A 26,051-nucleotide genomic window follows, 5' to 3' on the forward strand; every position below is an offset into this window, starting at 1 on the left:
CGGCTTGAGGGCCAGGGAAAAAAGTGAGGAGGATGTCCCCGGCCCTCCCCGGCCGGGCAAGAAAGCCTAAGCCCGCGCCGAGAACTCACTCCATGAAGAAGACCTCGGTATCGCCATCATTGCCGATCCAGGCCAGCAGTCCATCCATCAGGTAGGCCTTGAAACCGGGCTCCAGCGGGACGAGGCCGGTGTCGACCTCGTCGGTGCCGCTGGAGTCGCCCGACCCGTTATGAAACCAGAGCGAGGCGTTGGCGCTGTTGCAGGGCAGGGTGGAACATTCGATCCAGGCGGCTTGCTTTAAGTCGATCTGGAGGCTGTCGGCCGCTTTGGGCTCGTCCGTGATCGAAATCGTCTGCCGCTTGCCACTCGCGATTTCGAAAGACATCACACGCTGCGCAATGCCCTCGGTCCGCCGCCAGATCACCGTTTCGCCGTCGGTCTTGGGAAACTCGTCGAGCGCCGAGATCCCGTCCTGGGTGAGGGGAACGACCGCCGGATTGGCGGCCCGGGTGTCGGCCACGAAGATATCGCCGTCCTGGGCGAAGACGATCAGTCCATTGCGGAAGTCGTATTGCGGGAAGAAAGGCAGACCCGTGGCGACCGGCTGGGTCGAGGAGCCGTCGAAATAGGTCAGCTCGCTGTCGGTCAGGCCCTGCGTCTCCCAGACCGCCCGGCATTGGCTGGTGATTGGGCCGAAAGTCTGGCCGGCCGAGACGATCTCGTCCAAGCCGCCGCCGACCGTGAATTTTTGGATGTCATTGAGGCCGCCGCCCTCGCGGAAGAAGAAGCAGCCCTCGGCGATGCTGTTCTCCTCCTGCTGTTGGTCGCCCAAGCTCTGGGGCGCGGCGCCGTCGTCGCTGATCTTGGTCTCGTTCAAGTCGACCCGATAGGAAGCCAGGATTTGGCCTTCGGCCTGACCCGAGCCCAAGGCCATGAAGTCGACCTCGCCGTCGCCGAAGGCGATGGTCTCGATCGGCGTGACGACGTTCAAGTCGTCCTCGCGGTCGTGGAGCAGGATCTCGACGTCACCGCCGGCGGTGACGTGTTGCCAAAGCACCAGACCCTCGGCGGTCATTTTCCAATTATTGTTCATCCCCCAGTCATCGGACTCGGTGTTCTCGCTCAACCGCCGAATCGCGCCGGAATTCTCCGGCGGAGCGATGGTGAGCTCGCAAGACGGGCTTTGGATGCCCTCGCTGGAAGCCGATAGAGAAACCTTGCCGGGATAGAGCGCTTTCACCGAACCATCGGCCTTCGTTTCGAGATAGCGCGGCTTGTCGCTCTGGAGTTGCAGCGAGTCGACGCTCACGACTCGGCCCTCGGCATCCCGACCCTCGACTTGAATTTTCCTCTCCTCGCCGGCGAGGAGCGGAGCGGCGGGACAGTCGAGTATTTCGAGGACGGCCAAGGCGCTGAGGTCTTGGGAGCTTTGCCCCGTGGAGCTGCTACTGCAGGCCACGCCGCCAAAATAGCCGAGGCCGAGCAGGCAGAGCCAGCCGACCGAAAGGCGGCGAGTGAGACCAGGGTTAGGGGAGGGTCGAGTGGAGTTTTTCATAGGCTTCCTTTGGAAAAGGGTTTTTTCCCATAAGAAAGCAAGCCGGCGGCCAAGAGAAATTGTATTTGAATTACAATAACTTGTATAATCTATTCCAATATTTTCATATTTAATTCATAAATTTAATATTCTCGTCCGAATATTTTCCAGAATTTAAACAGATTCGTTCCCGCGAGGAATTCTCCAAAATCCAAGACAACCTCTGCGGCAAGAAGGCGATAAGCTCCCGATTTTCGAGAATATTTCGTGGGAGCCGGGTCATGGAATCCTTTCGCCGTTTCGAGGCTCGCGGGGGCGACGCCATGGCGAGAGAGCTACGCTCTCTCGCCGCCGAAACCGATCCAGAACTTTATTTTGCGGGCTTGAATCATCTGGCCCGTCGCTTGGCGAGCCGCGACCGCTTCGTCGAGGCCGGCGAGCTTTGGTCTTTCGTCGCTGAGCAAGGGGCGAGCTCGGCTCCGGCGCTCGCGCAGCGAGCTCGGGCGGAGCTGGAAGTTTTGTCGGGTGGCGGCGCTTTCGGCCGTCGAGTCGAGTTCCTGGCCCAGCGCTTCGTCGGTGAGGCCACCAGCCCCGCGGCCTTGGCCGGCATGACCGCCGCCGGCTTGGCTTACAATGTCGGGCGCTCGGCTCTGCTCGGCCGCCTCTTGGCTTCGGAAGCCGGGCTCTTGACCAGGGGTTGGGGCGCCCGCGGCTTGGCCGGCCTCGGCGGTTTTGCCGTCGAAGCTCCGGCTTTTACTCTGACGACCCGCGCGCTTCACGCCGCTTCCGGTCATGGTTCCCCGAATTCCTGGGGTCACGATCTCGCGGCTTCGTATTTGACGCTGGGCGGACTGAAGTTTTTCTCGGGCGCCGGCGCAATCGCCGCTCAAAGGCTCGGCGCCGGCCCGCTCACCCGGGCCCTCGTCCCGACTGCCGGCGCCTACCTCGGCATTTTGGCCGGCCACGGCTTGGAGCGGGCCGCCGGTTTGCGGCCGGCTCAACCCACCGATCAAGTGCTTTTCGATTCTCTTGCGATGCTGCTCCAATTCCAGGTTGGCGGCCGTCTCTCCGGCGAAATCTTGGGACCGCGCTTTGCAGCCTGGCAACGCGAGGTGCAGGTTCGAAGCGATGCGGCGCTGGCCGCGCCGAGCTTTCGGCGGCCGCCGGGCGCGGGCTTCGCCTTTGGCGGCTTGGAGCCGAGCTTCGCCACCGTCGGCGGAGGCACTGCGCTTTCGCCCGAATCGCCTCTCCGGTCCCAGCCGATGATGATGGTGGCCAAGCGGCCGGGATCCGAATCGCCCTACGCCGATGCCAGCCCCATGCCGATCCCGCGCGAACGCGGCTCCGGTCCCCGAGCCGCCGAAAAGACCGTCATGCGGCGGCTAGAGGATCTGCAAACGGCTCAGCGTACCCTGGAGGTAAGAGGCGAATACCTCAGTCTCTGGCAGATTCTGCAAAGGGCGATCGATCAGGAGCGAATTCCGGCCGACTTGGATCAGGAGTTGAGCTGGGCGGTGCGGAGCTTCGATCTCTACCGGAGCTCGCCGATTCTGCGGCGCCAAGTCCGCAAAAGCGACTACAGCTCGACCGAAAGCCTGATTCGGCGGCTGGATGAGCTGAGGCCGGCCATCCAAAGCGAGCAACGCATCAAGCGTTACGCCCTGGCGACTCTGGTCCAAGCGCTGGTCTACGGCGGAAGGATTCCCCACGAGCGCTTGCGGAGCCTGACCCAAGCCGCCGGCTCCTTCGACCTTTTCAGCGCCCACCCCTTTTTGCGAAGGATGAGAAAAAGGGATTTGGCCGACCCCTATCGCTTCGTCCAAGCCCTGCGGCCCTTGCGCTATCGAGTCGAAGAACTAGCACAGGACCGCTACAAGCTTTCAACCTTGACCGACGCGATGCAGTGGCATCCCCATTTTCCGAAAGCACAGCTCCAGAGTTATTCGATGGTTGCCGGCGCCAACGACTTCGTCGGGGCTCTGCCCTTGGGCCGGCTTCGCCTGGATATTCCCGAGCTGCGCGAGCTCAGTCTGGAGCAGGTTTACCTTCGCTTGCTCCACCTCAAGCCGGCCTTGATCGGAGGCAACGGCGAGCCGGTGACGATCGGCTACATCCTCAGCGGCTTGCGCTGCCACGGCTTGGATCGGGTGCGGGATCTCAAGGTCAACGACAGCGCCATCCAGAATGCTTACGTGATCGATTTCGTCCAAGACCGCTGGAAAGCCTGGGGCGAGCATTTTCACAACCTGAGCCTGATTCCCAAGCATCTCGAAGGCGACGACGTGGTCGCGGGCTGGCGGCGGCCGGCCTATGCCAAAGCCCACCTGCTGAAAGAGAACGGCGAGCCCTACAGCGACAGCCGGCTCAGCAATTTCGTCCGTTGGGGCGTTTTTCTCTGGGAACATCGCGAGGCCCTGAGCTTGGGCCGCCCCGACCGGGTCGAAGTCCGCGAGGCTCCATCGGAGGGGAATTCGGCCTTGCGGGAATTTTTGTCGCCCTATTGGGATCGCCTGAGAAAGAAGGAGCCGGAAGATTTTCTCCAATCGATGCTCGAGCTCCGTCAAAAGTTTCGGGAGACTCACGCCGAGTTTCCCTCACTCCCGGCGATGGTTTCGTCCTTCTATCGAGCCCATCGCCAGGGCGATCCGGGTTCGGTCCTCAATTATGCTCAACAGGTCGATGGGATTCTGCGCCGCTGGCACGATTGGGCCGACCATTTCCAGCGGATCGCGAGCCTGCCGAGATGGAAAAGATCGCCCGAGCCGAATCGCTCACGATACGCCGCCGAAAATCTGAAGCGGGAAAACGGCGAGAGCTTCTCGCAGAGCACCCTGAACGGCCTCGTGCGTTGGGGAGTCTGGCTTTGGGAAAACCGCCAACGAATCGGGATGTCGCGGGGGACGACGATCGCGCCGCCCCGGCCTCCGGCCGACGGCAATTCCTCATCTTCGGAATAGCCCCCGCTCCCAAGCCAGCACCCGCCGGCCGGTGAGGCGCCGGGCGCCCGAGTTGAACGCCGAGAAAGTCAAGGTCCACAGCAAGGCCTGGGCGATGGGATCGCGCGGGATTCGGTTGGCTCGGCCGGCATCGCCATCCAAGTCTTGAGCGAAATAAGCCGCGCCGAGCATCGCCGATTGGGTCACGAGCCCATAGCCCAGACGCTGCCGGAAGCGGGCGCCCTCCAGGCTTCCATGTTGAAGCCAAGGACCGCCGCGAGTTCGGAGCCGGCGGTAGCTTTGACCGGCCAAGGTCCCGGCGAGGCGGGTGGAGAGGAACATCGGCCAGCCGAAGCGCAGCCATTCGTCTCTTATCGAATCGTAAGAAACCGGCCGCCCGAGAATCGCGGTCGTGGCGGTTTGGCCGGTGAGGTAGGCCAGCGATTCGACGGTGGCGGTGATGCCGGCCCGGAATACTTGGGGCACGAAGCGCGGCGTGATGCCTACGCCGCGGGAAGCGCCGAGCAGGAGCCGGAGGCGAAAGCCCCGGGCGACGATAGCCGCCGATCCCATGCCCACCAGGAAAGCCGGATCGAGGGTTTGCCGGGGCAGGCGGGTCATTGCGAACTCGAAACGGTCCCAGCCCGATCCGCCGCCGCCTAGGACAGCCAAGCGCTCTCGGGCCTGGGCTTGAATGTGCTCGGGCACCGGCATGCCGTGGGCGCTCAATCGCGAGAGGAAAAAATAGCAGCGCTGGGCGACGCCGAAGCGGTCTTCGTCCTCGGCTTGACGCCCGGCCCGGAGGAGGCCGGCGTAGAAATATTCGGACACCGTCTCCTCGGATAAGGCGGCCAGGGAGTCGAAGGCCGGACCGGCCTCTTGCCGGAGCCGGTCGCGCTCGGCCACCGGCAGCCGATTCAGCCGCTGGCGGAGGCTGAGGGAGTCTTGCTCGGGCCCGCTGAGCGAACGGCCCTCGCCTTCGAGGATGCGGGCGACGATGTAGCGCTGGCGTGGAGTCGCCGAGCTTTCGCCGAGCCTCGCGGGCAGAATGGAAGGAAGGCTTTGAGTTCTAATGGTTGGGGTCATGAGGGCGCCACCTTTTCGGTGCCCCCCGAAACGTTAGAAAAACCTCAATGGGAATGGCCTGTTTTCGGTCGGGATTCCGGGCAGTTGCGGAAAAAGTCCCGACATTGACCTGGGCTTGGCGCACCTATATAAGGACCGGGTGGAAGAGCGCAAGAACATCAAGGCACTGACCGCAAGCCGGCTGGCCGAGGTCCTGAAGGACTGGGGCGTCGAGGGCTATCGGGCCGAGCAGGTCTTCCGCTGGATCTACCAGAAGGACGCGGCCGGCTTTGAGGAGATGACCAACCTCTCCAAGGCGCTCCGAGCCAAGCTGGCCGAGCACTTCACCATCGAGCGGCTCAAGCCGTCGGCGGTCCAGATCTCGGCCGATGGGACCCGCAAATTCCTCTTCCAGCTTTCGGATAAAGAAAGCATCGAGAGCGTCCTCATCCCCAACGAGGAGCGCCAGACTCTCTGCATCTCGACCCAGGTCGGCTGCGCCATGGCCTGCACTTTCTGCCTGACCGGCACCTTGGGCCTGACCCGGAACCTGAGCCACTACGAGATCGTCGAGCAGGTGATGGCGGTGCAGCGCGAGATCGGCGCCGAGACCAGGCTCACCAACGTCGTCTACATGGGCATGGGCGAGCCGCTGCACAATTTCGACAACACCGTCGAGTCGGTCCGGCTCCTGATCGAGGAGAAGGCGCTCAATTTCAGCAAGAACAAGGTGACGGTCTCGACCAGCGGGCTGGTGCCCCAGATGCTGAAGTTCGGCGAGCTGCTCGACGTCAAGCTGGCGGTCTCGCTCACCGGCACCACCGACGAGATGCGGGACCAGCTGATCCCGGTGAACCGAAAATATGATTTGAAGGCTCTGCTCCAGGCCTGCCGCGATTATCCGATGAAGCGGCGCAACCGCATCACCTTCGAGTACACGCTGCTCAAGGGAGTCAACGACTCGATCGAGGACGCCAAGCGCCTGATCAAGCTCTTGCAGGGGATTCCGGCCAAAGTGAACTTGATTCCCTTCAACGAGTATCCGGGCAGCCCCTACCAGCGCTGCCCCGAGTCGACGATGTTGGCTTTTCAGAAATACCTGCTCGACCGCCATGTCCAGGCCAATATCCGGACCAGCCGGGGCCGCGACATCTTGGGGGCTTGCGGCCAACTGAAGGCCGAGATGGAGAGCAAGCGGCGGCCGCTCACCACTCCGGCGCATCGGAAGGGCGGGGCACCTCTTCCAGCAGGACCTGGGACTGAAGCTCCCGGATGACCCGGTCGACGGTGGCCGCGAAGTCATGGGCGATGAGCAGCTCGATGACCGGCTTGCCGACCTCCAGGGTCCGCATGACGACCATGCCTTCATAGGATTCGAGGACCGCTTTGATGAAGACGATATCCTTGGGATCGATCTTGAAATTTCGGACGACGATTTCTTTGGGCTGCATTTTGCTCTCATCGGCCGCTCCGGCCGCGGCTCAGGATCTCATCGAGGCCAAAAGCTACCGGGTGAAGGGCTCGGGCGAAGCCATATCCTCCAAGCCCGGCGATGTCCAGCCGCCACCGGCCGAAGCCGCGCCGGCGGGGCCCCAAGCGGGATCAAGCTCGCTGTCGGAGCTTCCGGCCAACCTCAATTCGATTCTCGGCGTGACCAACCTGCCGGCCGCCCCACCGCGGCCCCAGCTTCCGCCCGAGTATATCTACCACGAAGTCGAAAACCCCCTCCCGGTGCCGGTGCACAAGAAGCCGGCGGTGGAATACGTCAATCATGAAGTCTTCGACCGGATCCTCTATCGCTATGTCAGCAAGTCCGGTTGGTTCGACTATCGGAGCATGAAGCGCGACAAGGAGGCGATGGAGAACCTCGACGCCTACGTCAAGGACCTCATCGCCTTGAATCCCTCGAGCCTGCCCGACACCCAGGACCGGTTGGCTTCTTGGCTCAATCTCTACAACGCCATGGTCCTGCGCGAGATCCTGAAGCATTACCCGGTGGAGAATCTGCTCAAGATCCCGGACTATTACGGCGCCCGCCGCTTCAAGATCGGAGCCAAGGACTTTTCGCTGATGGAGATCGAGGAAGTCGTCTTCAAGCAGGAGCTGCAGGAGCCGCGCACCGTCTTCGCCCGGATCAACGGGGCTTCCAGCGCGCCGCGCTTCATCAAGGAGGCTTTCGCCGGCGACAAGATCGATCGCCAGCTCGAGGACCGGACCCTGGCCTTCTTCAAGGACCCCGAGAATCTCCAGTACGACGCCAAGCGCAAGGTTTTGCTGCTCAACGCCACCTTGCTGTGGTACGAGAAGGAGTTCATCGACCTCCGGGGATTCCTCGGGAACTACCTGAGCGGCTTGCCGCCGATCTACAACCTCACGTTCCGGGGCTACGACTGGAAGCTTAACGACTCGAAACTTCATTGAGGAGATATCATGCCCGGCCTTCAACTCGTCATCGGCAACAAGAACTACTCTTCCTGGTCGCTGCGGCCCTGGCTGCTGTTGCGCCAGATGGGGCTGGAATTCGAGGAAATCCTCATTCCGCTCTTTCGCGAGGATTGGAAGGCCGAGGTTTTGAAACATTCGCCTTCGGGCAAGGTGCCGGTCCTGATCGAGGACGGACGGACGATTTGGGACTCACTGGCCATCGCCGAGTATCTGGCCGAGAAATATCCTCGAATGAACCTCTGGCCCGAGGACCCGGCGGCCCGGGCCATGGCCCGCTCGGTCTCGGCCGAGATGCATTCCAGCTTCGCCGCCCTGCGCACCGAATGTCCGATGAACGTCCGCCGCAAGCCGGTGCCGATCGAGCTTAAGCCCGAGGTCCAGGCTGACGTCGCCCGCATCCAGGAAATCTGGCGCGAGGCCCGCTCCCGCCACTCGAAATTCGGCCCCTTCCTCTTCGGCCACTTCTCGATCGCCGACGCCATGTATGCGCCGGTGGTCTTCCGCTTCACCCGCTACGCCATCGAGATGGACGCGACGGCCCGAGCCTACGCCGAGACGATCTTGGGTTTGCCGGCGATCCAGGAATGGATCCAGGCGGCCTTGGCCGAGACTTGGATGATTCCGATGAATGAGAAATAACCGAAGAGTTCAAGCGAGCGGTTTCCCCCTTTGAAAAAGGGGGATTAAGGGGGATTTAGAGCGGCGGCCGAAGCTCAAAGTGTTGCGTTAAGCCGACGCAGCGCCTTTAAATCCCCCCTGGCCCCCCTTTTTCAAAGGGGGGGAAGCCCCCTAGCGATTTTTCAGCATCTGCGAAGTTTCAACGAGGCAGTTTAAAGCGCGTGTAAAGCGGCCGGCCGCGGTAAAGGATCCGTGGCACTTTACCGGCTTCGTAGAAGCCGAGGTTTCCAGCAAGTTCACCGCGGCGCCGAAAGATCAGGGCCGCGACCTTTTGGCATTCCCGCAAAATCCGCACGGCCTCCTCGAGCGAGGCCGCCGGTTCGAAAGGCGAGAGGTCGAGCCGGCCCAAGGCGTCGTTGGCCATGTAGTTACCGACACCCGTGATTTTGCCGTGATCCAAGAGCCAGGAGATCCGCGGCTTGCGACGAAAATTGCCCAAGACCTCGGCGACCGTCCTTTTCAGCTCGGTGGCCGGGTTGAAATGCAGCCCGCGCTTCGGATCCCAGCCGCCGATCGCGTGATTCATGGGCCCCTCGCTCAATTTCATCCGGCTGAAGCGGCGGTAGTCCGAATAATGGAAGCGGGCGCCGTCCCATTCGAGGATCAGGAAGCCGTGGCGGCGGCGTTCGGGGCTGGGCCCGCCGGCTCCGAAACGCCCGCTCATTCCCAAGTGGACTCCGATCCGGCGCTCCGAGCCTTGGACGCCAAAATAAACTCGCTTGCCCAGCGAGGAGATCTCCAAGGGATGATCGAGGAAGGAGCGCCAGGCTTTTTGCACCGGCGGTGGGACGATTTTGCGCAAGAAGGGGCGGTCGCCGGCGAAGATCATCCGCCGCAAGGGGCGCTTTCGGGTCGCTTCGCTCATCTCTCGGGCCATCAAGGCGGCTTCGGCTAGCTCGGGCATGATCTAATACCTTGACTAAAGGTCGGTACGAACCTATATCCACCCACCTTCACTGCGGGGTAGAGCAGTCTGGTAGCTCGCCGGGCTCATAACCCGGAGGTCCTAGGTTCAAATCCTAGCCCCGCTACCATCGAAAAGGCGAAATCGGAGACGGTTTCGCTTTTTTTTTTGCATACACAAATTCATAATTTTTTTTTCGACAAGCGTCGTTCAGCCGCGTCAATCGCGGCGTTTGGCATTTTTAAAAAAAATTTCCTTGGCGCCGACCTATCAATTACCTATAATTTTATAAAAATTGTTACAATAATAGTTGACTGTTTATAATAGAGGCCTTACTGTTGGCACAGTCATTACCTTATTTAATTAAAGGAGGGTAAAATGGCTGTGAAGAAAAAGAAGGCGGCGAAGAAGAAACCCGCCAAGAAGAAGGCCGCAACCAAGAAGAAAACTGCTAAGAAGAAAAAGAAGTAGTCTTAGTACATTTGGTTGTTATGAATTTCGCCCCGTTTCGTCGCAAGACGTAACGGGGTTTTTATTTTTGTAGTGTTATGAAAACCCTAAGCCCCTTCGTTTCCGCGGAATCCTTCCGAAGACACGAAGGGACCTTGGCTTCTCATAGCTCCTTGGCCGGTCGCAGATCCTTCGCTTCGCTCAGGATGACGTAAAACCGCTCAGGATGACTTATTAGGCAAATTTAGTGAAGTTTTCGGCGGGGTAGGGCGGATTCGCAGTTCGCTTCCGCAGCCTTGGTGAGAATCAGGTTGGCGACTTCGAATTCGGAGCCTTCGAGAGGAATTCCACTCTCGATCCAGAGCTGATTGAAGCGTTCGGAACCGATGTCGCCGGAAGCGATCTCCACGCACAGCTCTTTAAGTACTTTGTCCATTCATCCCCTCCCAGGTCTGAGCTGAACTATAATTTTACTTAATTTCATTATAATTAATAAAAAGGTCAAGAAATATCCTTAAATTTCTTTAATTTTTACCCGATTAATATCAATAAAGGAGCCCTTCGGGCCGCTTGTCGGTGAGAGAAAAGGCTGTTAAGGGCAGGCCGGCAGGGGCCAACGACCAAGCATGAATCCAGCATCTCCCATCCCTTTCGGACGCTACGTCCTTCTGGAAAAGATCGCGTCCGGCGGCATGGCCGAAATATTCCGAGCCGTCCTCACCGGCGTCGAGGGCTTCGAAAAAGTCGTCGTCCTCAAGCGCATTCATCCGGTTTGGTCGGAGCGCCGCGAATTCATCACCATGCTGGTCGACGAAGCCAAGCTGCTCGTCCACCTCAACCACCCCAACATCGTCCAAGTTTTCGAGCTGGGCCGCGAGGGCGAGACCTATTACATCGCGATGGAGTACGTCGAGGGCGTCGACTTGCGCCATCTGGTGCAGCGCCTCAAGACGGCACAGCGCCGGCTGCCGCCGGAGTTGGCGCTGCACATCGCGGTCGAGACCTTGAAGGGATTGCATTACGCTCACGAGCGGACCTTGAAGAATCGCGGCAAGCTGGGCATCGTCCACCGCGACGTCAGTCCCCAGAACATCCTGCTCAGCTTCGAGGGCGAGGTGAAGGTCACCGACTTCGGGATCGCCAAGGCGCTGACTCAGACTCACGAGACCCAAACCGGCGTCCTCAAGGGCAAGTACGCCTACATGTCGCCGGAGCAGGCGCTGGGCGCCGCCCTCGACGCCCGCACCGACGTCTTTGCGGCCGCCATCGTCCTCTACGAGCTGCTCTTCGCCCGCCGGCTCTTCGCCGCCGGCAGCGAGGTCGAGACTCTGGACAAGGTTCGCAAGGCCGAGATCCCTTGGCCCGAGGAGACGGCCGATCTTTTCGCTGGATTGAAGGAAGCTTTGGCTCGGGCTTTGGAGAAAGATCCGGAACGACGCTTCCCCGACGCCGAGTCCTTTGCCGAGGCCTTGAACGCCTGCCGCCCGGCCGGCGCCAAGGCCGATCGGCGCTCCTTGGCTGCCTTTCTGACCGAGCTCTTTTCCGAGGAGATCGTTCAGCGACGCCAGGAGCTGAGCCGCGGGACCGCCAGCTTTCGTCAGACCAAGGTCGCTCCGCTGGAAGGGGAATCCACCGTCTCCTTGGCCGAGGAGCCGCCGACCGAGATCGATCCTCCGCCGGCTTCTTTGAGCCAGGCTCGGGAGGAAAACCTCCAGGCCTTGATGGCGATCTCGCAGCGGCGCCGAAATTCGCTCAAGCTCTTCGCGGCCTTGGTTTTGGCGGCGCTGATCCTCACGCCGCTGTGGTTTTGGTTGAGCGGCGAGTGGGGAGCCCCGAAAACCCTCATGGGGCCGATCGCGGTGCGGATGCCGGCTCCCGAATCCCGGCCGCAAGCCGCGCCGCCAGCTTCGCCGACGCCGAAGCCCTCCTTGGGCTCGCTTCGCCTGAAGGTCCTGCCCGCGGGAGCCCAAATCCGAGCCCGTTTTCCCGGCGGCGAGCGCCAGGGAATCGGCGAGCTCCGGCTCGAGGGCTTGCCGATTGGCGGCGAGGTCCAGGCCGAGGCCTCTTTGGCCAATTATGAGGGGCAGTCCAAGACTTTGACGGTTGGCTCAGAACCTTCGCCCTCACCCTACGTTTTTGAACTCACCAAGAAGGCGCCCGGCTTTGGTTCACTGCGAGTCAGCGCCGTGCCCTGGGGAAGGGTGACCGTGGCCGGCTATTTCTCGGGCCAAGAAACGCCGGCGATCCGGGGAAAGATCCCGGAAGGCCGCTATTCGGTGACGGTGCGGAACCCGGCGCTGGGCAAGACCCTGAGCGGATCGGCGGTCATCAAGAGCGGAAAGACCGCCCAATGCTCGGCCGACTTCGAGGGTGGGAAGATGCGATGCTGGTAAAGGTTTTTTTGTCATCTATGAAAAAATTGACATCCATTCTTATCCTACTGGCTTTGCTCCTTGCCGCCGCTCCGCTCCGCGCCAACCCCGGCTTGCTCGACGAAGTCCGGGAGATCACCCTTTCCAACGGCATGCGCTTCCTCCTTTTGCGCCGCCCCGGGGCTCCGGTTTTCGCCGCTTATATCCAAGTGAAAGTCGGCGGCATCGACGAGGCCGATGGCCAGACCGGGATCGCCCACCTGCTCGAGCACATGGCCTTCAAGGGAACCACCGAAATCGGCACCACCGACGCCGCCGCCGAGCGCCGGTTGCTGGCCGAGATCGAGAAGGTCCAAGCCGAATGGTCCTCGGCTGCGCCGGCCCGGAAGGCCGAGCTGGAAAAGCGTCGCCGGCAGCTGGCCGAGGAGGCCTCGCGCTACGTCGTCAAGGAGGAGTTCTCCCAGATCTACATGCGCAACGGCGGATCCGGCCTCAACGCCACCACCAGCCAGGATCTCACGAGCTATTTTGTCCAGCTCCCCAACACCAAGCTGAAGCTCTGGGCCTTCCTCGAGTCGAGCCGGCTGCGCGACCCGGTCTTTCGCGAGTTTTATTCGGAACGCGACGTGGTCCGGGAAGAGCGTCGCAGCCGGGTCGACGATTCGCCCTTCGGCAAGCTCTACGAGTCGATGATGGAAACGGCCTTCGAGGTCAGCCCCTATCGCCGGCCGACGATCGGTTACGCCAGCGACGTCCAGAAGCTGAGCGCGACCCAGCTCGAGCAGTTCTACAAAAGATACTACGTTCCATCGAACATGGTCGGGGCGGTGGTCGGGGACATCGACCTCGCCGAAACCGCCAAGATCCTGGAGGAGTATTTCGGAAAAATTCCGCCGGGCCCCAAGCCGCCGGAAGTGACGGCGAAGGAGCCCCAGCCGACCGCGCCGAAGCGGGTCGACGTGCCGTTCGCCGCCTCCCCGATGCTGATGGCGGCCTATCTCAAGCCGACCATGCCCCATCCCGACGACTACAGCTTCGACGTCTTCGTCCAGGTGGTTTGCGAGGGCCGGACCAGCCGGCTCTACCGCCGCCTGGTGGTCCAAGACCGGCTGGTCCAAAACATCGGCTGCAGCTCGGGCTCGCCGGGCTCGCGGCTCGACAACCTCTTCTTGATTTACGCCGCGCCCTTGCCGGGTCACAGCACCGAGGAAGTCTTGGCCGCCGTCGACGACGAGTTGGCCCGGATCAAGAGCGAGGGGGTGGGGGAGGCCGAGCTGAAGAAGGCCAAGAAGAGCCTGCTCGCCGAATGGAACTACGAGATGCAGAGCAACGACGACGTCGCCCAGATGCTGAGCTACTTCGAGGCCGTCACCGGCAATTGGCGCTACATCCAAGATCACCCGGCCAAGATCAAGGGCATCGGCTCGGCCGACCTGCAGAAGCTCGTCGCGACCTACCTTCAACCTCAACGCCGCCGCCTCGCGGTCCTGGTGCCAAAATCATGAAAGCGCTCGCCCTGATTCTTCTACTTGGCTCCCTACTTCCCCTCCAGGTGGCGGCGGCCGACGGCTCCGGTCGCCCATGGTCGGTTTTGGAAAACTCGGCTTTGCCCGAGATCCATGTGCCGCCGATCGAGCGACAAGCCCTGAAGAACGGTATTCAGCTCCTCCTCCTCGAGGACCGGGAGCTGCCGGTGGTTCGGGGGTATCTTTATTGGCGGGTCGGAGGCATCTACGAGCCGGCCGACAAGCTGGGGCTGGCCGAGATGACCGGCGAGCTGCTGCGTGAAGGTGGAACGGCCAAGCGCAAGCCCGAGGACTTCGACGCCGAGCTCGCCGCCGTCGGCGCCGACATCGAGAGCGACATCGGGCGGGAGTTCGGCCTGATCTCCTTCCGCTGCCTCAAGGAGGATTTGCCCAAGGTCCTGGGTCTAATCTTCGAGATGCTCCGCGAGCCGGCCTTCGAGGCCAAGAAGCTCGAGCTGGTCCGCACCCGGATGCTGGAGGCGCTGCGCCGCCAGAACGACGATCCGGCCAAGCTGGCGATGCGCGAATTTCCGAAGTTGATCTATGGTCCGGACACCGTATGGAGCCGCACCGCCACCCCCGAAACCCTGAAGTCCCTCACCCGCGAGGACGTCGTGGCTTTCTACCAGCGCTTCTTTTTTCCGGACCGAGTCATCTTGGCTTTAGCCGGTGATTTCAGTCCGAAGCAGGCGGTGGGCCTGGTCGAGAAGCACAGCCATGGCTTGGCCAAGTCCGATCAGGCGCTGCCCGAGATCCCCAAGCTCAGCAAGACCTGGCAGCCCGGCCTGACCCTGATCCCCAAGGCCACCGACCAGGCGACCCTGCTCCTCGGTCATTACGGCGATCAGCGCTTCAATCCCGACAAGTTCGCGCTGCTTCTGCTCAACGACATCCTGGGCGGTGAGGCCTTGGTCAGCCGCCTGGGCAAGCGAATCCGGTCGACCTTGGGCTTGGTCTACGGAATTTACTCGCGCTTCGGGCTGGAAAGCGATCTCGGGGTATTCATGGTGATGGCTCAGACCAAGGGCCCCAGCACTCGCCAAGTGCTGGCCGAGACTCGGCGGATTCTCGAGGAAATTCGCCGTCCCGGCTCGGTCAGCGAGGCCGAGCTGGCCTTCTACAAGCAGTCCTTGCTCAATTCGCTCTATTCGGAGTACGAGCCGAGGTACAACTTCGCCAAGGACGAGGCCCGCTTCGCCTACTTCGGATATCCGCCGAACTACCTGGAGCTGTTCCGGGAAAACATTGAAAAGGTGACGCTGGCCGACATCCACCGGGTGGCCGAAAAATACCTCAAACCCGAGGCCCTCCAAGTGTTGGTGGTCGGAGATCCCAAGCAGGTCGGTCCCCTGCCCGGAGCGAAGGTGATGCAGATTCCCCCTCCTTTGTAAGGAGGGGGCAGGGGGAGGTAGAGAGTAGGCAAAGATGCGGAACCTCTCGCATAGGCCAACTCTCTACCTCTCCCTAACCCTCCCCTTACAAAGGGGAGGGAAAATCAGGATTTCACATGAAGTCGATGCTCAGCGAAATTCTCTCCCGTCAGCTCAAGGAGCTGGGCCTCGAGCCGCCGGCCGCGATCCAGCTCGAGGCGCCCAAGGTCAAGGACCATGGCGACATGAGCAGCAATGTGGCGATGGTGATGGCCAAGGCCGCCAAGCGCAAGCCCCAGGAGCTGGCCCAGGAATTGGCCAACCGGCTCGGCGGCGAGCGCCACATCGAGAAGGTCGAGGTGAAGGGCCCGGGCTTTCTCAACTTCTTCCTCAAGCCCGAGGCTTATCACGATTCCTTGAAGGCGCTCTGGCGGGACGCCAACTCCCTACAGCCGGTCGACCTGGGCAAGGGCAAAAAGGTCCTGGTCGAGTTCGTCAGCGCCAACCCGACCGGGCCGATGCATGTCGGACACGGACGCAACGCGGTGGTCGGCGATTGCCTGGCCCGTTTGCTCGAGAACACCGGCTTCAAGGTCACCCGCGAGTTCTACGTCAACGACCACGGCGTTCAGATTCAGACCCTCGGACGCTCCGGCTCCCACTATCACACGGTGCTGACCCAAATCGGCGGCGTGACCGCGGCCCTGCCCGACGACGTCTACCGCGGAGAATATCTCGAGGATTTGGTGAAGGAGCTCAAGGGAGAGATCGAGGCGGTCAAAGACGACCCGCTGAAGATCGGCAAGCTGCTCGGCGTCGAGCTGCTCGAAACCATCAAGGAAGAGCTGCTCCGTCTCGGCATCCTCTTCGACCATTATTTCAGCGAGTCCTCGCTCTATCTCGGCGGCAAGATCGACGAGGCCTTGGACGTCCTGCGGGCCCGCGGCCTGACCTATGAGCAGGAGGGGGCGCTTTGGTTCAAGACCAGCGAGTTCGGCGACGACAAGGATCGGGTCCTGATCAAGAGCGACAACACCTACACCTACCTCACGCCGGATATCGCTTATCACAAGGACAAGTTCGACCGGCCCTTCGACCTCTACCTCAACGTGATGGGGGCCGATCACGGCGGCTACGTCCAGCGCCTCAAGGCGGCGGTGGCGGCCCTGGGCCATGACCCGGCCAAGCTGGAGTTCCTGCTCATGCAATTGGTCAACCTCAAGCGCGGCGGCGAGGTGGTCAACATGAGCAAGCGGACCGGCGACTATGTGACCCTGCACGAGGTCATCGACGAGGTCGGCAAGGATGCCACCCGCTTCTTTTTCATGATGCGCTCGCACAATGCCACGCTGGATTTCGACCTCGAGCTGGCCAAGCAACGCAGCGCCGAGAATCCGGTGTACTACATTCAGTACGCTCATGCCCGGATGTGCTCGATTTTCCGCAAGGCCGAGGAGGCCGGCTTCCCCAAGCCCGAAACCTTGGGCGAAGTCGACTTGAGCCCTCTCAATCTGCCGGAGGAGCTTGAGTTGATCGGGGCTTTGCTGGCATATAGCGACATGCTAGGCGAGGCAGTGGAGCACTATGAGCCGCATCGGGTCGCCTTCTACCTCTTGGACCTGGCCAAGATCTTCCAGAATTACTACACCCGGGCCAAGGGCGACGATCGTTACCGAGTTTTGAGCCCCCAGCGCGAACGGACCCTCGCCAAGCTGTACCTGGTCAAGACGCTTCGTGAAATTTTCCGCAGCGGCCTCAATATCCTGGGAGTGTCGGCGCCGGAAAGCATGACCCGCGACGAGGAAGAATAGCATGGAAGAAAAATATCCCATCAAATTTTCCTTGAGCCAATTCATCCTGCTCTTGGCGGTGGAGATCCTGGTCATGGGCCTGGTCTTCCTGCTCGGCGCCCGTTTCGGAAAATCGATCTTCCCGGAGAACGCGCCGAGCTACGCGATGCAGCAGCCGGTCTACCAAGACCTGGCTCCGCCGGTGGCGATGCGTCAGCCCAAGCCGCCGGCCAGCGACAAGCTGGTCGACTCCGAAGGCGCCGAGACGCCCGAGGGCGCGGAAGAGGGTGCCGGCGCCATTCCGACTTATGAAGTCGGCGCCGACGGCTCGACCCGGCCGGCCGAGGATCCCGAGGACTCGCAGATCGCGGTGAATAAGAGCGTGGTGACGACCAATGCCGACAAGAACACCGCGGTTCGCTTCAAATCGAGCGGCAACACCAAGTTCGCGGTCCACGTCGCCGAGTTCTACGACGAGCTCCTCGCCTCGCGCGAGATCTCCAAGCTCAAGGCCAAGGGTTACGAGGCCTACCTCGTCATCGACCAGCGCGGCTCCACTCCTTCCTTCGACGTTCGGGTCGGCAGTTTCGGCGATCGCAAGATGGCCGAGGACTTCGCCACCAAGATGAGCAATGCCCAGAATTTAGAATTGAGGGTAGTGCAAGCGGACTGATATAAGTTATTGAAATAATTAAGTGTTTTGTTAACAACCGGACTGTTATTGGTTATTAATTAATAACTACTTGGATGCATGGTTGTTAACATGTTATTCCCACTGTCATGGTTAAGAAGAAGGGAAATTTGCTTTCCGTGACCCAAGTGGCTGAAAAGCTCGGCGTTAGTCGCACCTACGTTTTAAAACTTATCTCTTCAGGAAAGTTAGTCGCCCGTAAAGTCGGCAAAACTTACTCTATCTCTGACAAAGATCTTCCTGGAATTTTCCGACCCATCACTGAAGCTGAAGCTAAAAAGGTCGAACGGGCCGTAGATCAGACTCTCCGAGACTTTGGTGATGTCATCAAAAAATTAGGGAAGACTTGATGCGCGAGCTCACGGTAGATCAAGTCGAACATTCGGCCTTGTACCTGGCTCGGCGCTTAATGGAGTGGGATGAGCCGATTCCTGATTTCTCTACGCGATTTCCGGGGAAACTAGAAAGCTGTCTTAAAACTCCGTGGCAGACTTTCGACGGCCGTGCTCTTTATCCGTCCTTGGAAGATAAAGCCGCGGTACTTTTCTACCTGATGATTAAAAATCATCCTTTCCAAAATGGAAATAAGAGGCTCGCCGTTACCTCCCTGATGACTTTTCTCTATATGAATGACTTATGGTTAGGGATTCCATCCGATGTATTATACCAATTTGCAATTTGGGTAGCAGAAAGCCCCGCAGAAGCGAAAGACGGAACCATATTGGCCGTTAAGGACATGATTAAAAAGTACCTTATGACCCCCGAGGAGGCGGACGAATTCTTAAAGGCTCATTCGCGTTGACACTATATGTATGGTCAATTAAGGTCCCCGCCCTATGGTCAGCCGGAAGAAAATCAGCACGACGGTCTATATTACCGAGGAGCAGAACGACAAGCTCAAGGCCTTGAACGACAAAACCAAGGTGCCCATCGCCGAGTATATCCGCCAGGGTATCGACATGATCTTGGAGAAGCACAAGGCCGAATTGCCCGGAGAACAGCTGGGCCTTTACGATCGGACCGATAGAAAGTCGTGAAAAACATCCGCAATTTCTCCATCATCGCCCACATCGACCACGGCAAATCGACCCTGGCCGACCGCCTGCTCGAGTTCACCGGAGCCCTCAGCTCCCGGGAGATGCAGGACCAATTCCTCGACAAGCTGGAGCTGGAGCGGGAACGGGGCATCACGATCAAGGCCCAGTCGGTCCGCCTCAATTACAAGGCCAAGGACGGCCAGACCTATATCCTCAACCTGATCGACACTCCGGGCCACGTCGACTTCCATTACGAGGTCTCCCGCTCGCTGGCCGCCTGCGAAGGCGCCATCTTGGTGGTCGACGCCTCCCAGGGCATCCAGGCCCAAACCCTGGCCAACGTCTACGTCGCGATCGACAACAACCTCGAGATTTTCCCGGTCCTGAACAAGATCGACCTGCCGGCCGCCGATCCGGCTCGGGTCAAGAAGGAGATCGAGGACGTCATCGGCCTCGACACCTCCCACGCCGTCGAGGCCAGCGCCAAGACCGGCATCGGGATCAGCGAGATCCTGGAAAACGTCGTCCAATGCTTTCCGCCGCCCAAGGGAGATCCCGAGGCTCCGCTGCAAGCCCTGATTTTCGACTCCTGGTTCGACGCCTACCAGGGCGTCGTCGTGCTGATGCGGGTGGTCCAAGGCACGGTGAAGAAGGGCGACGAGATTTTCCTGATGGCGACCCAGAAAAAATACGCCGTCGACCAGCTCGGCGTCTTCACGCCCCACGGCGTCGAAGTCACCAAGCTCTCGGTCGGCGAAGTCGGCTTCTTCACCGCGGCGATCAAGGACATCCACGACATCAAGATCGGCGACACCGTGACCATGGCGGCCAATCCGTCCGCCAAACCGCTGGCCGGCTTCAAGGAAGTCAAGCCGATGGTGTTTTGCGGGATCTATCCGACCGACTCGGCCGAGTACGAGAACCTTCGCTACTCGCTGGAGAAGCTCCGGCTCAACGACGCCAGCTTCCAGTACGAGCCCGAAAGCTCGATGGCCTTGGGCTTTGGCTTCCGATGCGGCTTTCTCGGCTTGCTCCACATGGAGATCATCCAGGAGCGGCTGGAGCGGGAATACAACCTGAGCTTGATTTCGACCGCTCCGACCGTCGTCTACAAGGTCAAAACGCTCTCGGGCGAGACCCTGATGATCGACAACCCGGCCAAGATGCCGGCGACCGGCGACATCGAAGACATCGAAGAGCCCTACATCAGGTCGACGATCCACATCCCGACCGAGTACATCGGAGCCATCATCCAGCTCTGCGAGGGCCGCCGCGGCACTCAGACCAAGATGGATTACCTGACCCCGACCCACGTCGCGCTGGAGTATGAACTGCCCTTGAGCGAGATCGTCTTCGACTTCTACGACAAGCTGAAGAGCCTCAGCAAAGGTTACGCCAGCTTCGATTACGAGCTGATCGGCTACCGCTTCAGCGAGCTGGTCAAGCTTAACATCATGATCAACGGCGACGTCGTCGACGCCCTCTCGGTGATCCTCCACCGCGACAAGGCCTACCAGCGGGGCCGCGAGCTTTGCGAGAAGCTGCGCGAGATCATCCCGCGGCAGCAGTACGAGGTCGCGATCCAGGCCGCCCTGGGCGGAAAGATTTTGGCCCGCGAAACCATCAAGGCCCTGCGCAAGAACGTCCTGGCCAAGTGCTACGGCGGCGACATCACCCGCAAGCGCAAGCTCTTGGAGAAGCAGAAGGAAGGCAAGAAGCGAATGAAGCAGGTCGGCAGCGTCGAGATCCCGCAGGAGGCCTTCTTGGCGGCATTGAAGATTGATTGATTTCCGGTAGCAAGGGGCTTTAGCCCCGTCTCCCGCCGAAGAAGAGCGGGCCTAAAGGCCCTTGCTACGCGTTTTTGAAAGGACTTATGACCAACGAAACCCCGGCCGCCGAGCGCGCGCCGAAGAAAAAAGAGAAATCGAAATTCCGAGAATACGCCGAAGCCCTGCTGACCGCCATCCTGATCGCCTTCTTCCTCCGCTCCTTCGTGGTCGAGGCCTTCAAGATCCCCAGCGGTTCGATGATTCCGACCCTGATGGTCGGCGACCACATCTTCGTCAACAAGTTCATCTACGGTATCCGGGTGCCCTTCACCAGCAAGTGGCTGTGGAAGTACAAGGAGCCGCAACGGGGCGAGGCCATCGTCTTCATCTATCCGAAGGACCATTCGCTCGATTACATCAAGCGGGTGGTCGGCGTTCCGGGCGACAAGGTCCGGATCGAGGGCGACGACGTTTACGTCAATGACCGGAAGGTCGAGACTTTCCAGGTCCCGGTGATCGGCAAGGACCCCAAGAACGAGCTGCTCCTCGACCTCAACCCGCCGGCCGAGGTCCCGGGAGCCGACCATTTCAAGAAAATCCCGGTCTCCGAGGGCTGGCCCTTCTTCCGGGTTTACCTCGAGCAGCTCGGCAACAATCTTCATTTGAAGCAGGAGGCGCCGCGCCATGAGGAGCTGAACCGCGAATTCCATGTCCCGGCCGACCAGCTCTTCGTCATGGGCGACAACCGCGACAATTCGCAGGACTCCCGTTTCTGGGGCTTCGTGCCGATCGAGAACGTCAAGGGCAAGGCGATGTTCATCTGGCTGTCGCTGCGCTACCGCGAGGACCGGCCGGAGCGCGGCTGGGCCGGCTTCCGCTGGGATCGTTTCGGCAAGTGGATTAACTAACCGAAATACTGCCGCCAAAGGCGCTGGATCCAGTTCGGAGCGGCCGGCGGCGGCGGGGCTTGCCGCGGCGGCAGTGGCGGCGGCGGAGGGGGCGGCGGCGGAATGCCGCGATCATGGCCGGCGGCGAGCGGTTGGGTCCGCCATTCGGGGAAGACGCTGTCAATGGGAGGCAAGCTCAAGCGCAAGGGTCCGTCCACCGCCGTCGAAGTCCCATTCATGCAAAAGCCAAGCTCCCAATCGCCGGCATAGAGCAGGGCCGATTCGGTCGGTCGCAGCAGTCGACTCCCTATCATCAAGCCAAAGCGCGAATCGGCCGTGAGGAGGTAACGCGGCTGGCCGAGGTGGGACACCACCCGCAGGCTGAAATGGCGCCTTGAGATCCACTGGGCTTGGAAGAGCTCGGGTTGCGAGTTCTTCCCAAAGGCCAATTCGGCCTCGGTCGCCCGGAAACGAAAATTTCCTCGATTGCCGTGAAACTCGAGGCCGATCTGCGGCAAATGGGCCGCCGGCAGCTCGGGATCGTCGAATGAGAGCCGGTATTCTTGGCTTCGACCGTTCTCCGTCACGATCACGCGAGTGGTTTCCCCGATTTCGCCGACGATCGGATTCATGCTGGCATGGGTCGACTCCATTTGGCCGGCGCGATCGCCGACCGAGCGGGTGATCTGCAGCTCGCTGTTGCCGCTGCCTCCCAGGTGGAAGGTGGAGCCGCTGGTGCTGCGGATCAGCAATAGGCCGTTGAGCTGGCGGCGTTGGCCGACGGCCAATGAAACCGGCAGCTCGGTAAGGGCCGGCGGAATGCTGGCGTCGATTGGAAGGGTTTCCAAGACCGCCGGAGCCGGTGTCGGACGCAGTCCCAAGACGACGGGGTTTTCGAAATCGCCGAGGCCCAGCGCTTCGATATTTTCCAAGGCCAGGAATTGATCGGAGGGCACCCGCAACCACCGGCGGTTCGCCGGCCCATTCGGCGGCGGTCCCGCCGGCGCCGCGTAGAAGGTGCCGTGCTTGTTCTGCCAGCCCAAGGGCCAGAGATGTTGGCGGCCGATCGCGCTGAGGTCCCGGACCCAAAGTCTTCCGCTCTCATCCCGCCGAATCTCCAGATGGCTTCGGCTCACCACTCGCCGGGCTTGAGCCGAGAGGAACGGAAAGTGATCGCGCCCGATGACCCAGGTGACTTGGCCTTCGGGAATCGCGGTCAAGTTGAGGGTTCCACCGTTTTCGCCGAAATTGGCATCGGCCTCGACCGCGAAATAATGCGGGGTAGGGTCGAGCGCGAGAGGCGGCAAGGAGCGCGGGCGTGCGGAGGACGCCTCAGCCTCGACCGGCGGAGGCGGAAAGGACTCGTTGGCCGCGCTGCCGGCGCTGGGCAGGGCCGGTCGTTCACTGGCGGTCCGCATGAAAATGACCGTGGGCGGCGCGGGCTCCGGCGCCGGCGGGGGCGGCAGCGAATTTTCCGGGACCAAGAGCAGGCGCTCGTGGCGGCCGCTGCCCTCCAGGATCGGAACATGGCCGCCGCCTTCGAGCAGCCCGCCGAAACGACCAAGCCAGCCGGGGTAACGCAGCTCCTCGCGAGCCAAGTGGTTTTGAACGGCGGTCCGCCGGTTGCCGAGCCCGCCGTTCATTTCCAAAATCCGGCCGGTGAGACGCTCGACCTCGGCTTGGCGGTAAGCTCCCAGCTCGCCGGAATGACCGCGGCGGCGGCGCAATGCCCGCAGGCCGGCCGTCCCGGCTTCCCACATCAGGATCGAGCCGAAATTCTCGGCGACTTCCTCGGCCGAGGTCCGCCACTGGCCGGCGCCGATTCCCCGCCCGACATATCCCAGCCCAAAGGTCGTCAAGCCGCCGATCGCCACATTGCCGCCGTGGAGTAAAAAGCGTCGGCCGGCGCTCAGCGGCGTCAACGGAGTGGTCGCGTCGAACCGGGGCGTCAATGCCCGGTTCCAAAGGCTCGAAAGCGGCAGAGTGAGCGAGAAGGCCAGGGCATTGACCGCCAAGCTGGTGCCGAAATCGCGGCCAAAGTGGGTCGAGAGGCCGTCGCGGGATCTCTCCCATTGGTGAAGGCTGGAGCCGACCAGGCTCATGCCGATGCCGGTGCCGAGGCCGGTCAAGGCCGAGCCGGGCAGGGCGAGGGCGCCGCGGGTGACGAGGGGGATTCGGCCCAGCGCCAAGCTGCCGGAAACTCCGGCGCGGGCGATGAGCAGCGTCGGCAGGAATTCGGTCGCTAGGACGCCGGCCAATAAGCCCAAGAGGCTGGTTCGGGAGCTCAGATGGGAGAGCACCCGGCCGGCGCGAAATCCGGCGCTCTCGATTTGCTGGACCAAGGCCCGAGCCCGGTGGCGGGAGGCCTCGGAGAGGCGAAGGCCGGCGCCGATTTCCTCGCCGCGATCCAAGGCGATGAAGACGGCGTGAAGGGCCGCAATTTCGTGGTCCCGGCCGCGGTTCAAGACGAGCGCAAGCCGGTTCAAGCTTTCACCGGCGAAGCCGTCCGGTTCGCCGCCGCCGCTCAGGCTTTGGCGGAGCGGTCCGAGCGAGGCTTCGGGATGGTCGCGGTGAAAGGCGTCGATTTCCGCGAGGCCGCGATGGCCTCGGCGCAAGAGCTCCACCGCTTGAGCTCGCTGAACCATCGGATCGACGGCTCCAGCCTGGGGCAGACCGAGGGCGACCGCCAGCGCCGGCAGGCGGCTGAGAGCCTCGGCCGTCCGCCGCAGCGGATGCTGCTGGCGGTTTTCCTCGAGCAGGATCGGGAGAATCTGGGACCCGATTCCTTCGCGGAGCCTTTGGACGTGAAGCGCCGCTTGGCGGGCGGCTTGGGCCAAGCCTGAGGCGTCGCGGCCGTTCAAGGCCTCGCGCAAGGCGCCGGCCAGCGCCGGGTTGGCGGCGGCCTGGGAAATTTCCTCGATGAAATCCGCTTGGTGGGCGGCATTCTGCAGCCGGTCGAGGATCTCCTCGAGGGTCGAATCGGGATGGCGCAGGATCGACACGCTCAAGACCAGGCCGAGATCGCGGTAGCGCGACAGGACGGCGGCTTCACTCTCTTCGTTGGCCCGGTCCAGGGTCGCGGCCGCGACTTCCAGGGTTTCGAGGGCCAAGCCATTGAGCGCCGCCGCCCGTTCCTCGGCCGCCGAGGGGCGGTCGAAAGAGCGCAAGCGGAGCACCGCCTGGGGCGTGTCGAGAAAGGCCCGCTCGGCCCGCGATTGCCAATCGTTCTCGGCCGGCGCCTCGGGCGGCGGGTGAAGGGTCAATTCTTCGGCCAGCGCCAAGGCCGCTTGCCTTCGATCCTCAGGGCTGCCGGTGCGAAGCCGGCGCCGGAGCTCGATCAGCCGGGCCACGCCTTCGTATTCGGCGATGTCGGGTTGGCCGGCGCTCCGCAGGGCGACGTGGAGGCGCTGGAGCTCGATGTCGAGGGTGTCCAAAGTCGAGAAGAGAAGATTCAAGGTCGCCGGCCGCTCCGGGAACTCGAGCGGACGGGGCGGGCTGAGCAGGTAAGCCAGGTAGGTGTGGAGCATCCGCGCCCCGGCGTAGACCTGCATCATTTTTTCGCGATCGGGAATGTCCGAGCGGTTTCGCAAGAACTCGGCGTATTCCATCGCGATCTCGGAGACCCGCTGGCTCAAGGCCGGGATGTCCGCCGGAGCGGCCCGTTCGAGCAAGCCGTAGTGCAGCTGGAGCAGGTTGAAATACCTTATCCGGTTGCCGGCGCGGGCTTCGGCCAACAGGGCCGGAACCCGGGCTTCCATCTGACCGCTGTCGAATTGCCGGAAGATGTCGGAAGTGAGGGGGCGATAGCGCAGAGTCGGGGCGACCAGGAATTGGTCGGCGGCCTCGGTTCGCTGCCGCTCGGCGGCTCCCCGTTGTTCCTCGGCCGCCCGCAAGAGGCCGTCCAGTCTGCCTTGGGGCGGACGCAAGTCGGCTTCGCCGACCCGGGGGTGGCTGAATCCTAAACCAAAGACTCGGGTAAAGGGCGGAGGGCTCATCGGTTACTCCGGATGGGAGCCTCCCGAATCGGACTCCAGCGCTTCCACCACCGAATCGATCTCCTGCTCGGTCATGCCCAGCGGTCCGCTCGGCGGCTCCGCCGCATCGGCTTCGAAGCGGATTTCGCCGCTTTGGAGGTCGAGATGGAGTCGGCCGGCGCCGCGCTCGCCCTCGGCCGGGACTTCCAGGACGATGCTCCGGCCGTCGGCGGCCAAGGTTCCGTGGAAAGCGCGCCGCCGGGGGACGCTGCCGTTGTTCAAAAGGTGCTCGGCGATCGTGTGGGTCGGGGTGGCGCCGGAAGCTTGGTGGCCCGAGCTGATGCCGATGATTCGGCCGCTGCGGGCGCCGAAGAAGACGGTCACTTCGACTGGACCGCTTTGGCCTTCGGCCGGGCTTCTCAGGGTGCCGACATGGGCGTTGGCGATGTTGCGGCCGACGATTTCTTGGAGGAGATCCTCGGACGGTTCGGGGCTGGCGGCCCGCGGCGCGGTCCGGCGGGACCTTGCCGGACGGGCTGCCGGCTCGGCGCTCATCGCTTCGCCGCCCTCGGGCGGAACATGGCGGATCTCGCCGCTTTCCATGTCAATGACGATCTCGCCTT

Annotated in this window: 21 protein-coding genes and 1 tRNA gene; 15 read left to right on the forward strand and 7 right to left on the reverse strand. The window is 61.8% G+C overall.

The window, feature by feature from the left end; genetic code table 11:
• Nucleotides 1–85 precede the first annotated feature (85 nt).
• The gene (locus VJR29_04850) at nt 86–1,555 is read right to left on the reverse strand and encodes a hypothetical protein (protein ID HKY62730.1); all 1,470 of its coding nucleotides are present in this window, start codon (nt 1,553–1,555) and stop codon (nt 86–88) included.
• A 260-nt stretch (nt 1,556–1,815) separates the two neighbouring features.
• Here VJR29_04850 and VJR29_04855 point away from each other — a divergent pair, with 260 nt between their 5' ends.
• Nucleotides 1,816–4,491, forward strand: a complete 2,676-nt coding sequence (locus VJR29_04855) for a hypothetical protein (protein HKY62731.1) — start codon at nt 1,816–1,818, stop codon at nt 4,489–4,491.
• On the opposite strand, the gene VJR29_04860 is transcribed toward VJR29_04855, so the two are convergent.
• Nucleotides 4,477–5,556, reverse strand: a complete 1,080-nt coding sequence (locus VJR29_04860) for a hypothetical protein (protein ID HKY62732.1) — start codon at nt 5,554–5,556, stop codon at nt 4,477–4,479. The two genes, VJR29_04855 and VJR29_04860, sit on opposite strands and share 15 nt — an antisense overlap.
• 115 nt (nt 5,557–5,671) lie before the next feature.
• Between VJR29_04860 and rlmN the strand changes: the two genes are divergently transcribed.
• On the forward strand, nt 5,672–6,811 hold the full coding sequence (gene rlmN, locus VJR29_04865) for a 23S rRNA (adenine(2503)-C(2))-methyltransferase RlmN (GenBank protein HKY62733.1): 1,140 nt from the start codon (nt 5,672–5,674) through the stop codon (nt 6,809–6,811).
• Here the strand turns inward: rlmN and VJR29_04870 are convergent.
• Nucleotides 6,741–6,986, reverse strand: coding sequence for a DUF4911 domain-containing protein (locus VJR29_04870; protein HKY62734.1), 246 nt, complete (start codon nt 6,984–6,986; stop codon nt 6,741–6,743). The two genes, rlmN and VJR29_04870, sit on opposite strands and share 71 nt — an antisense overlap.
• 1 nt (nt 6,987) lies before the next feature.
• On the opposite strand from VJR29_04870, the gene VJR29_04875 reads away from it, so the two are divergent.
• Nucleotides 6,988–7,956, forward strand: a complete 969-nt coding sequence (locus tag VJR29_04875) for a DUF547 domain-containing protein (protein HKY62735.1) — start codon at nt 6,988–6,990, stop codon at nt 7,954–7,956.
• 9 nt (nt 7,957–7,965) lie between these two features.
• The gene (locus tag VJR29_04880; protein HKY62736.1) at nt 7,966–8,619 is read left to right on the forward strand and encodes a glutathione S-transferase family protein; all 654 of its coding nucleotides are present in this window, start codon (nt 7,966–7,968) and stop codon (nt 8,617–8,619) included.
• Nucleotides 8,620–8,797: 178 nt separating this feature from the next.
• Here VJR29_04880 and VJR29_04885 read toward each other — a convergent pair whose 3' ends face one another.
• Nucleotides 8,798–9,562, reverse strand: coding sequence for a DNA-formamidopyrimidine glycosylase family protein (locus tag VJR29_04885; GenBank protein HKY62737.1), 765 nt, complete (start codon nt 9,560–9,562; stop codon nt 8,798–8,800).
• Between the two features lie 53 nt (nt 9,563–9,615).
• Here VJR29_04885 and VJR29_04890 point away from each other — a divergent pair.
• Nucleotides 9,616–9,692 (forward strand) — tRNA-Met (locus VJR29_04890).
• A gap of 564 nt (nt 9,693–10,256) precedes the next feature.
• Here the strand turns inward: VJR29_04890 and VJR29_04895 are convergent.
• Nucleotides 10,257–10,448 (reverse strand): hypothetical protein, encoded by a 192-nt coding sequence (locus tag VJR29_04895; GenBank protein HKY62738.1) that lies wholly within the window; start codon nt 10,446–10,448, stop codon nt 10,257–10,259.
• Between the two features lie 190 nt (nt 10,449–10,638).
• On the opposite strand from VJR29_04895, the gene VJR29_04900 reads away from it, so the two are divergent.
• The 10 genes from VJR29_04900 to lepB all read left to right on the forward strand — a co-directional run bounded on the left by VJR29_04900 (nt 10,639) and on the right by lepB (nt 21,475).
• Nucleotides 10,639–12,405 carry a protein kinase gene (locus tag VJR29_04900; protein ID HKY62739.1) on the forward strand — a complete coding sequence of 589 codons (1,767 nt, stop codon included), beginning with the start codon at nt 10,639–10,641 and terminating at the stop codon, nt 12,403–12,405.
• Between the two features lie 26 nt (nt 12,406–12,431).
• Nucleotides 12,432–13,889: a pitrilysin family protein gene (locus VJR29_04905; GenBank protein HKY62740.1), complete on the forward strand. Its 1,458-nt coding sequence runs from the start codon at nt 12,432–12,434 to the stop codon at nt 13,887–13,889.
• Complete coding sequence (locus tag VJR29_04910; protein ID HKY62741.1) at nt 13,886–15,301, forward strand: pitrilysin family protein; 1,416 nt, start codon at nt 13,886–13,888, stop codon at nt 15,299–15,301. Before VJR29_04905 ends, VJR29_04910 begins: the two co-directional genes overlap by 4 nt.
• Before the next feature lie 116 nt (nt 15,302–15,417).
• Complete coding sequence (gene argS / locus VJR29_04915; protein ID HKY62742.1) at nt 15,418–17,091, forward strand: arginine--tRNA ligase; 1,674 nt, start codon at nt 15,418–15,420, stop codon at nt 17,089–17,091.
• Between the two features lies 1 nt (nt 17,092).
• On the forward strand, nt 17,093–17,743 hold the full coding sequence (locus VJR29_04920; protein ID HKY62743.1) for an SPOR domain-containing protein: 651 nt from the start codon (nt 17,093–17,095) through the stop codon (nt 17,741–17,743).
• Nucleotides 17,744–17,880: 137 nt separating this feature from the next.
• Complete coding sequence (locus VJR29_04925) at nt 17,881–18,111, forward strand: helix-turn-helix domain-containing protein (protein HKY62744.1); 231 nt, start codon at nt 17,881–17,883, stop codon at nt 18,109–18,111.
• Nucleotides 18,111–18,563 (forward strand): type II toxin-antitoxin system death-on-curing family toxin, encoded by a 453-nt coding sequence (locus VJR29_04930; GenBank protein HKY62745.1) that lies wholly within the window; start codon nt 18,111–18,113, stop codon nt 18,561–18,563. Before VJR29_04925 ends, VJR29_04930 begins: the two co-directional genes overlap by 1 nt.
• A 34-nt stretch (nt 18,564–18,597) precedes the next feature.
• Nucleotides 18,598–18,798, forward strand: a complete 201-nt coding sequence (locus tag VJR29_04935) for a ribbon-helix-helix domain-containing protein (protein ID HKY62746.1) — start codon at nt 18,598–18,600, stop codon at nt 18,796–18,798.
• Nucleotides 18,795–20,585: a translation elongation factor 4 gene (gene lepA, locus VJR29_04940; GenBank protein ID HKY62747.1), complete on the forward strand. Its 1,791-nt coding sequence runs from the start codon at nt 18,795–18,797 to the stop codon at nt 20,583–20,585. The genes VJR29_04935 and lepA overlap by 4 nt, the downstream gene beginning before the upstream one ends.
• 86 nt (nt 20,586–20,671) lie before the next feature.
• Nucleotides 20,672–21,475: a signal peptidase I gene (lepB, locus tag VJR29_04945; GenBank protein ID HKY62748.1), complete on the forward strand. Its 804-nt coding sequence runs from the start codon at nt 20,672–20,674 to the stop codon at nt 21,473–21,475.
• Here lepB and VJR29_04950 read toward each other — a convergent pair.
• Both VJR29_04950 and VJR29_04955 read right to left on the reverse strand, forming a co-directional pair.
• Nucleotides 21,472–25,449: a hypothetical protein gene (locus VJR29_04950; protein ID HKY62749.1), complete on the reverse strand. Its 3,978-nt coding sequence runs from the start codon at nt 25,447–25,449 to the stop codon at nt 21,472–21,474. The two genes, lepB and VJR29_04950, sit on opposite strands and share 4 nt — an antisense overlap.
• Nucleotides 25,450–25,452: 3 nt before the next feature.
• On the reverse strand, nt 25,453–26,051 hold a 599-nt coding region (locus VJR29_04955), incomplete at its 5' end, for a hypothetical protein (GenBank protein ID HKY62750.1).

The organism is bacterium, from assembly GCA_035281585.1.
GTDB lineage: Bacteria > UBA10199 > UBA10199 > DSSB01 > DSSB01 > DATEDP01.

Bases quoted from the DNA above. Each gene is read 5' to 3' on its own strand.
- VJR29_04950 (HKY62749.1), bottom strand. From the start codon at position 25,449: ATGAGCCCTCCGCCCTTTACCCGAGTCTTTGGTTTAGGATTCAGCCAC.
- VJR29_04895 (HKY62738.1), bottom strand. From the start codon at position 10,448: ATGGACAAAGTACTTAAAGAGCTGTGCGTGGAGATCGCTTCCGGCGAC.
- VJR29_04935 (HKY62746.1), top strand. From the start codon at position 18,598: ATGGTCAGCCGGAAGAAAATCAGCACGACGGTCTATATTACCGAGGAG.
- VJR29_04880 (HKY62736.1), top strand. From the start codon at position 7,966: ATGCCCGGCCTTCAACTCGTCATCGGCAACAAGAACTACTCTTCCTGG.
- lepB (HKY62748.1), top strand. From the start codon at position 20,672: ATGACCAACGAAACCCCGGCCGCCGAGCGCGCGCCGAAGAAAAAAGAG.
- argS (HKY62742.1), top strand. From the start codon at position 15,418: ATGAAGTCGATGCTCAGCGAAATTCTCTCCCGTCAGCTCAAGGAGCTG.
- VJR29_04860 (HKY62732.1), bottom strand. From the start codon at position 5,556: ATGACCCCAACCATTAGAACTCAAAGCCTTCCTTCCATTCTGCCCGCG.
- VJR29_04920 (HKY62743.1), top strand. From the start codon at position 17,093: ATGGAAGAAAAATATCCCATCAAATTTTCCTTGAGCCAATTCATCCTG.
- VJR29_04870 (HKY62734.1), bottom strand. From the start codon at position 6,986: ATGCAGCCCAAAGAAATCGTCGTCCGAAATTTCAAGATCGATCCCAAG.
- VJR29_04855 (HKY62731.1), top strand. From the start codon at position 1,816: ATGGAATCCTTTCGCCGTTTCGAGGCTCGCGGGGGCGACGCCATGGCG.
- VJR29_04930 (HKY62745.1), top strand. From the start codon at position 18,111: ATGCGCGAGCTCACGGTAGATCAAGTCGAACATTCGGCCTTGTACCTG.
- VJR29_04885 (HKY62737.1), bottom strand. From the start codon at position 9,562: ATGCCCGAGCTAGCCGAAGCCGCCTTGATGGCCCGAGAGATGAGCGAA.
- VJR29_04910 (HKY62741.1), top strand. From the start codon at position 13,886: ATGAAAGCGCTCGCCCTGATTCTTCTACTTGGCTCCCTACTTCCCCTC.
- VJR29_04850 (HKY62730.1), bottom strand. From the start codon at position 1,555: ATGAAAAACTCCACTCGACCCTCCCCTAACCCTGGTCTCACTCGCCGC.
- VJR29_04900 (HKY62739.1), top strand. From the start codon at position 10,639: ATGAATCCAGCATCTCCCATCCCTTTCGGACGCTACGTCCTTCTGGAA.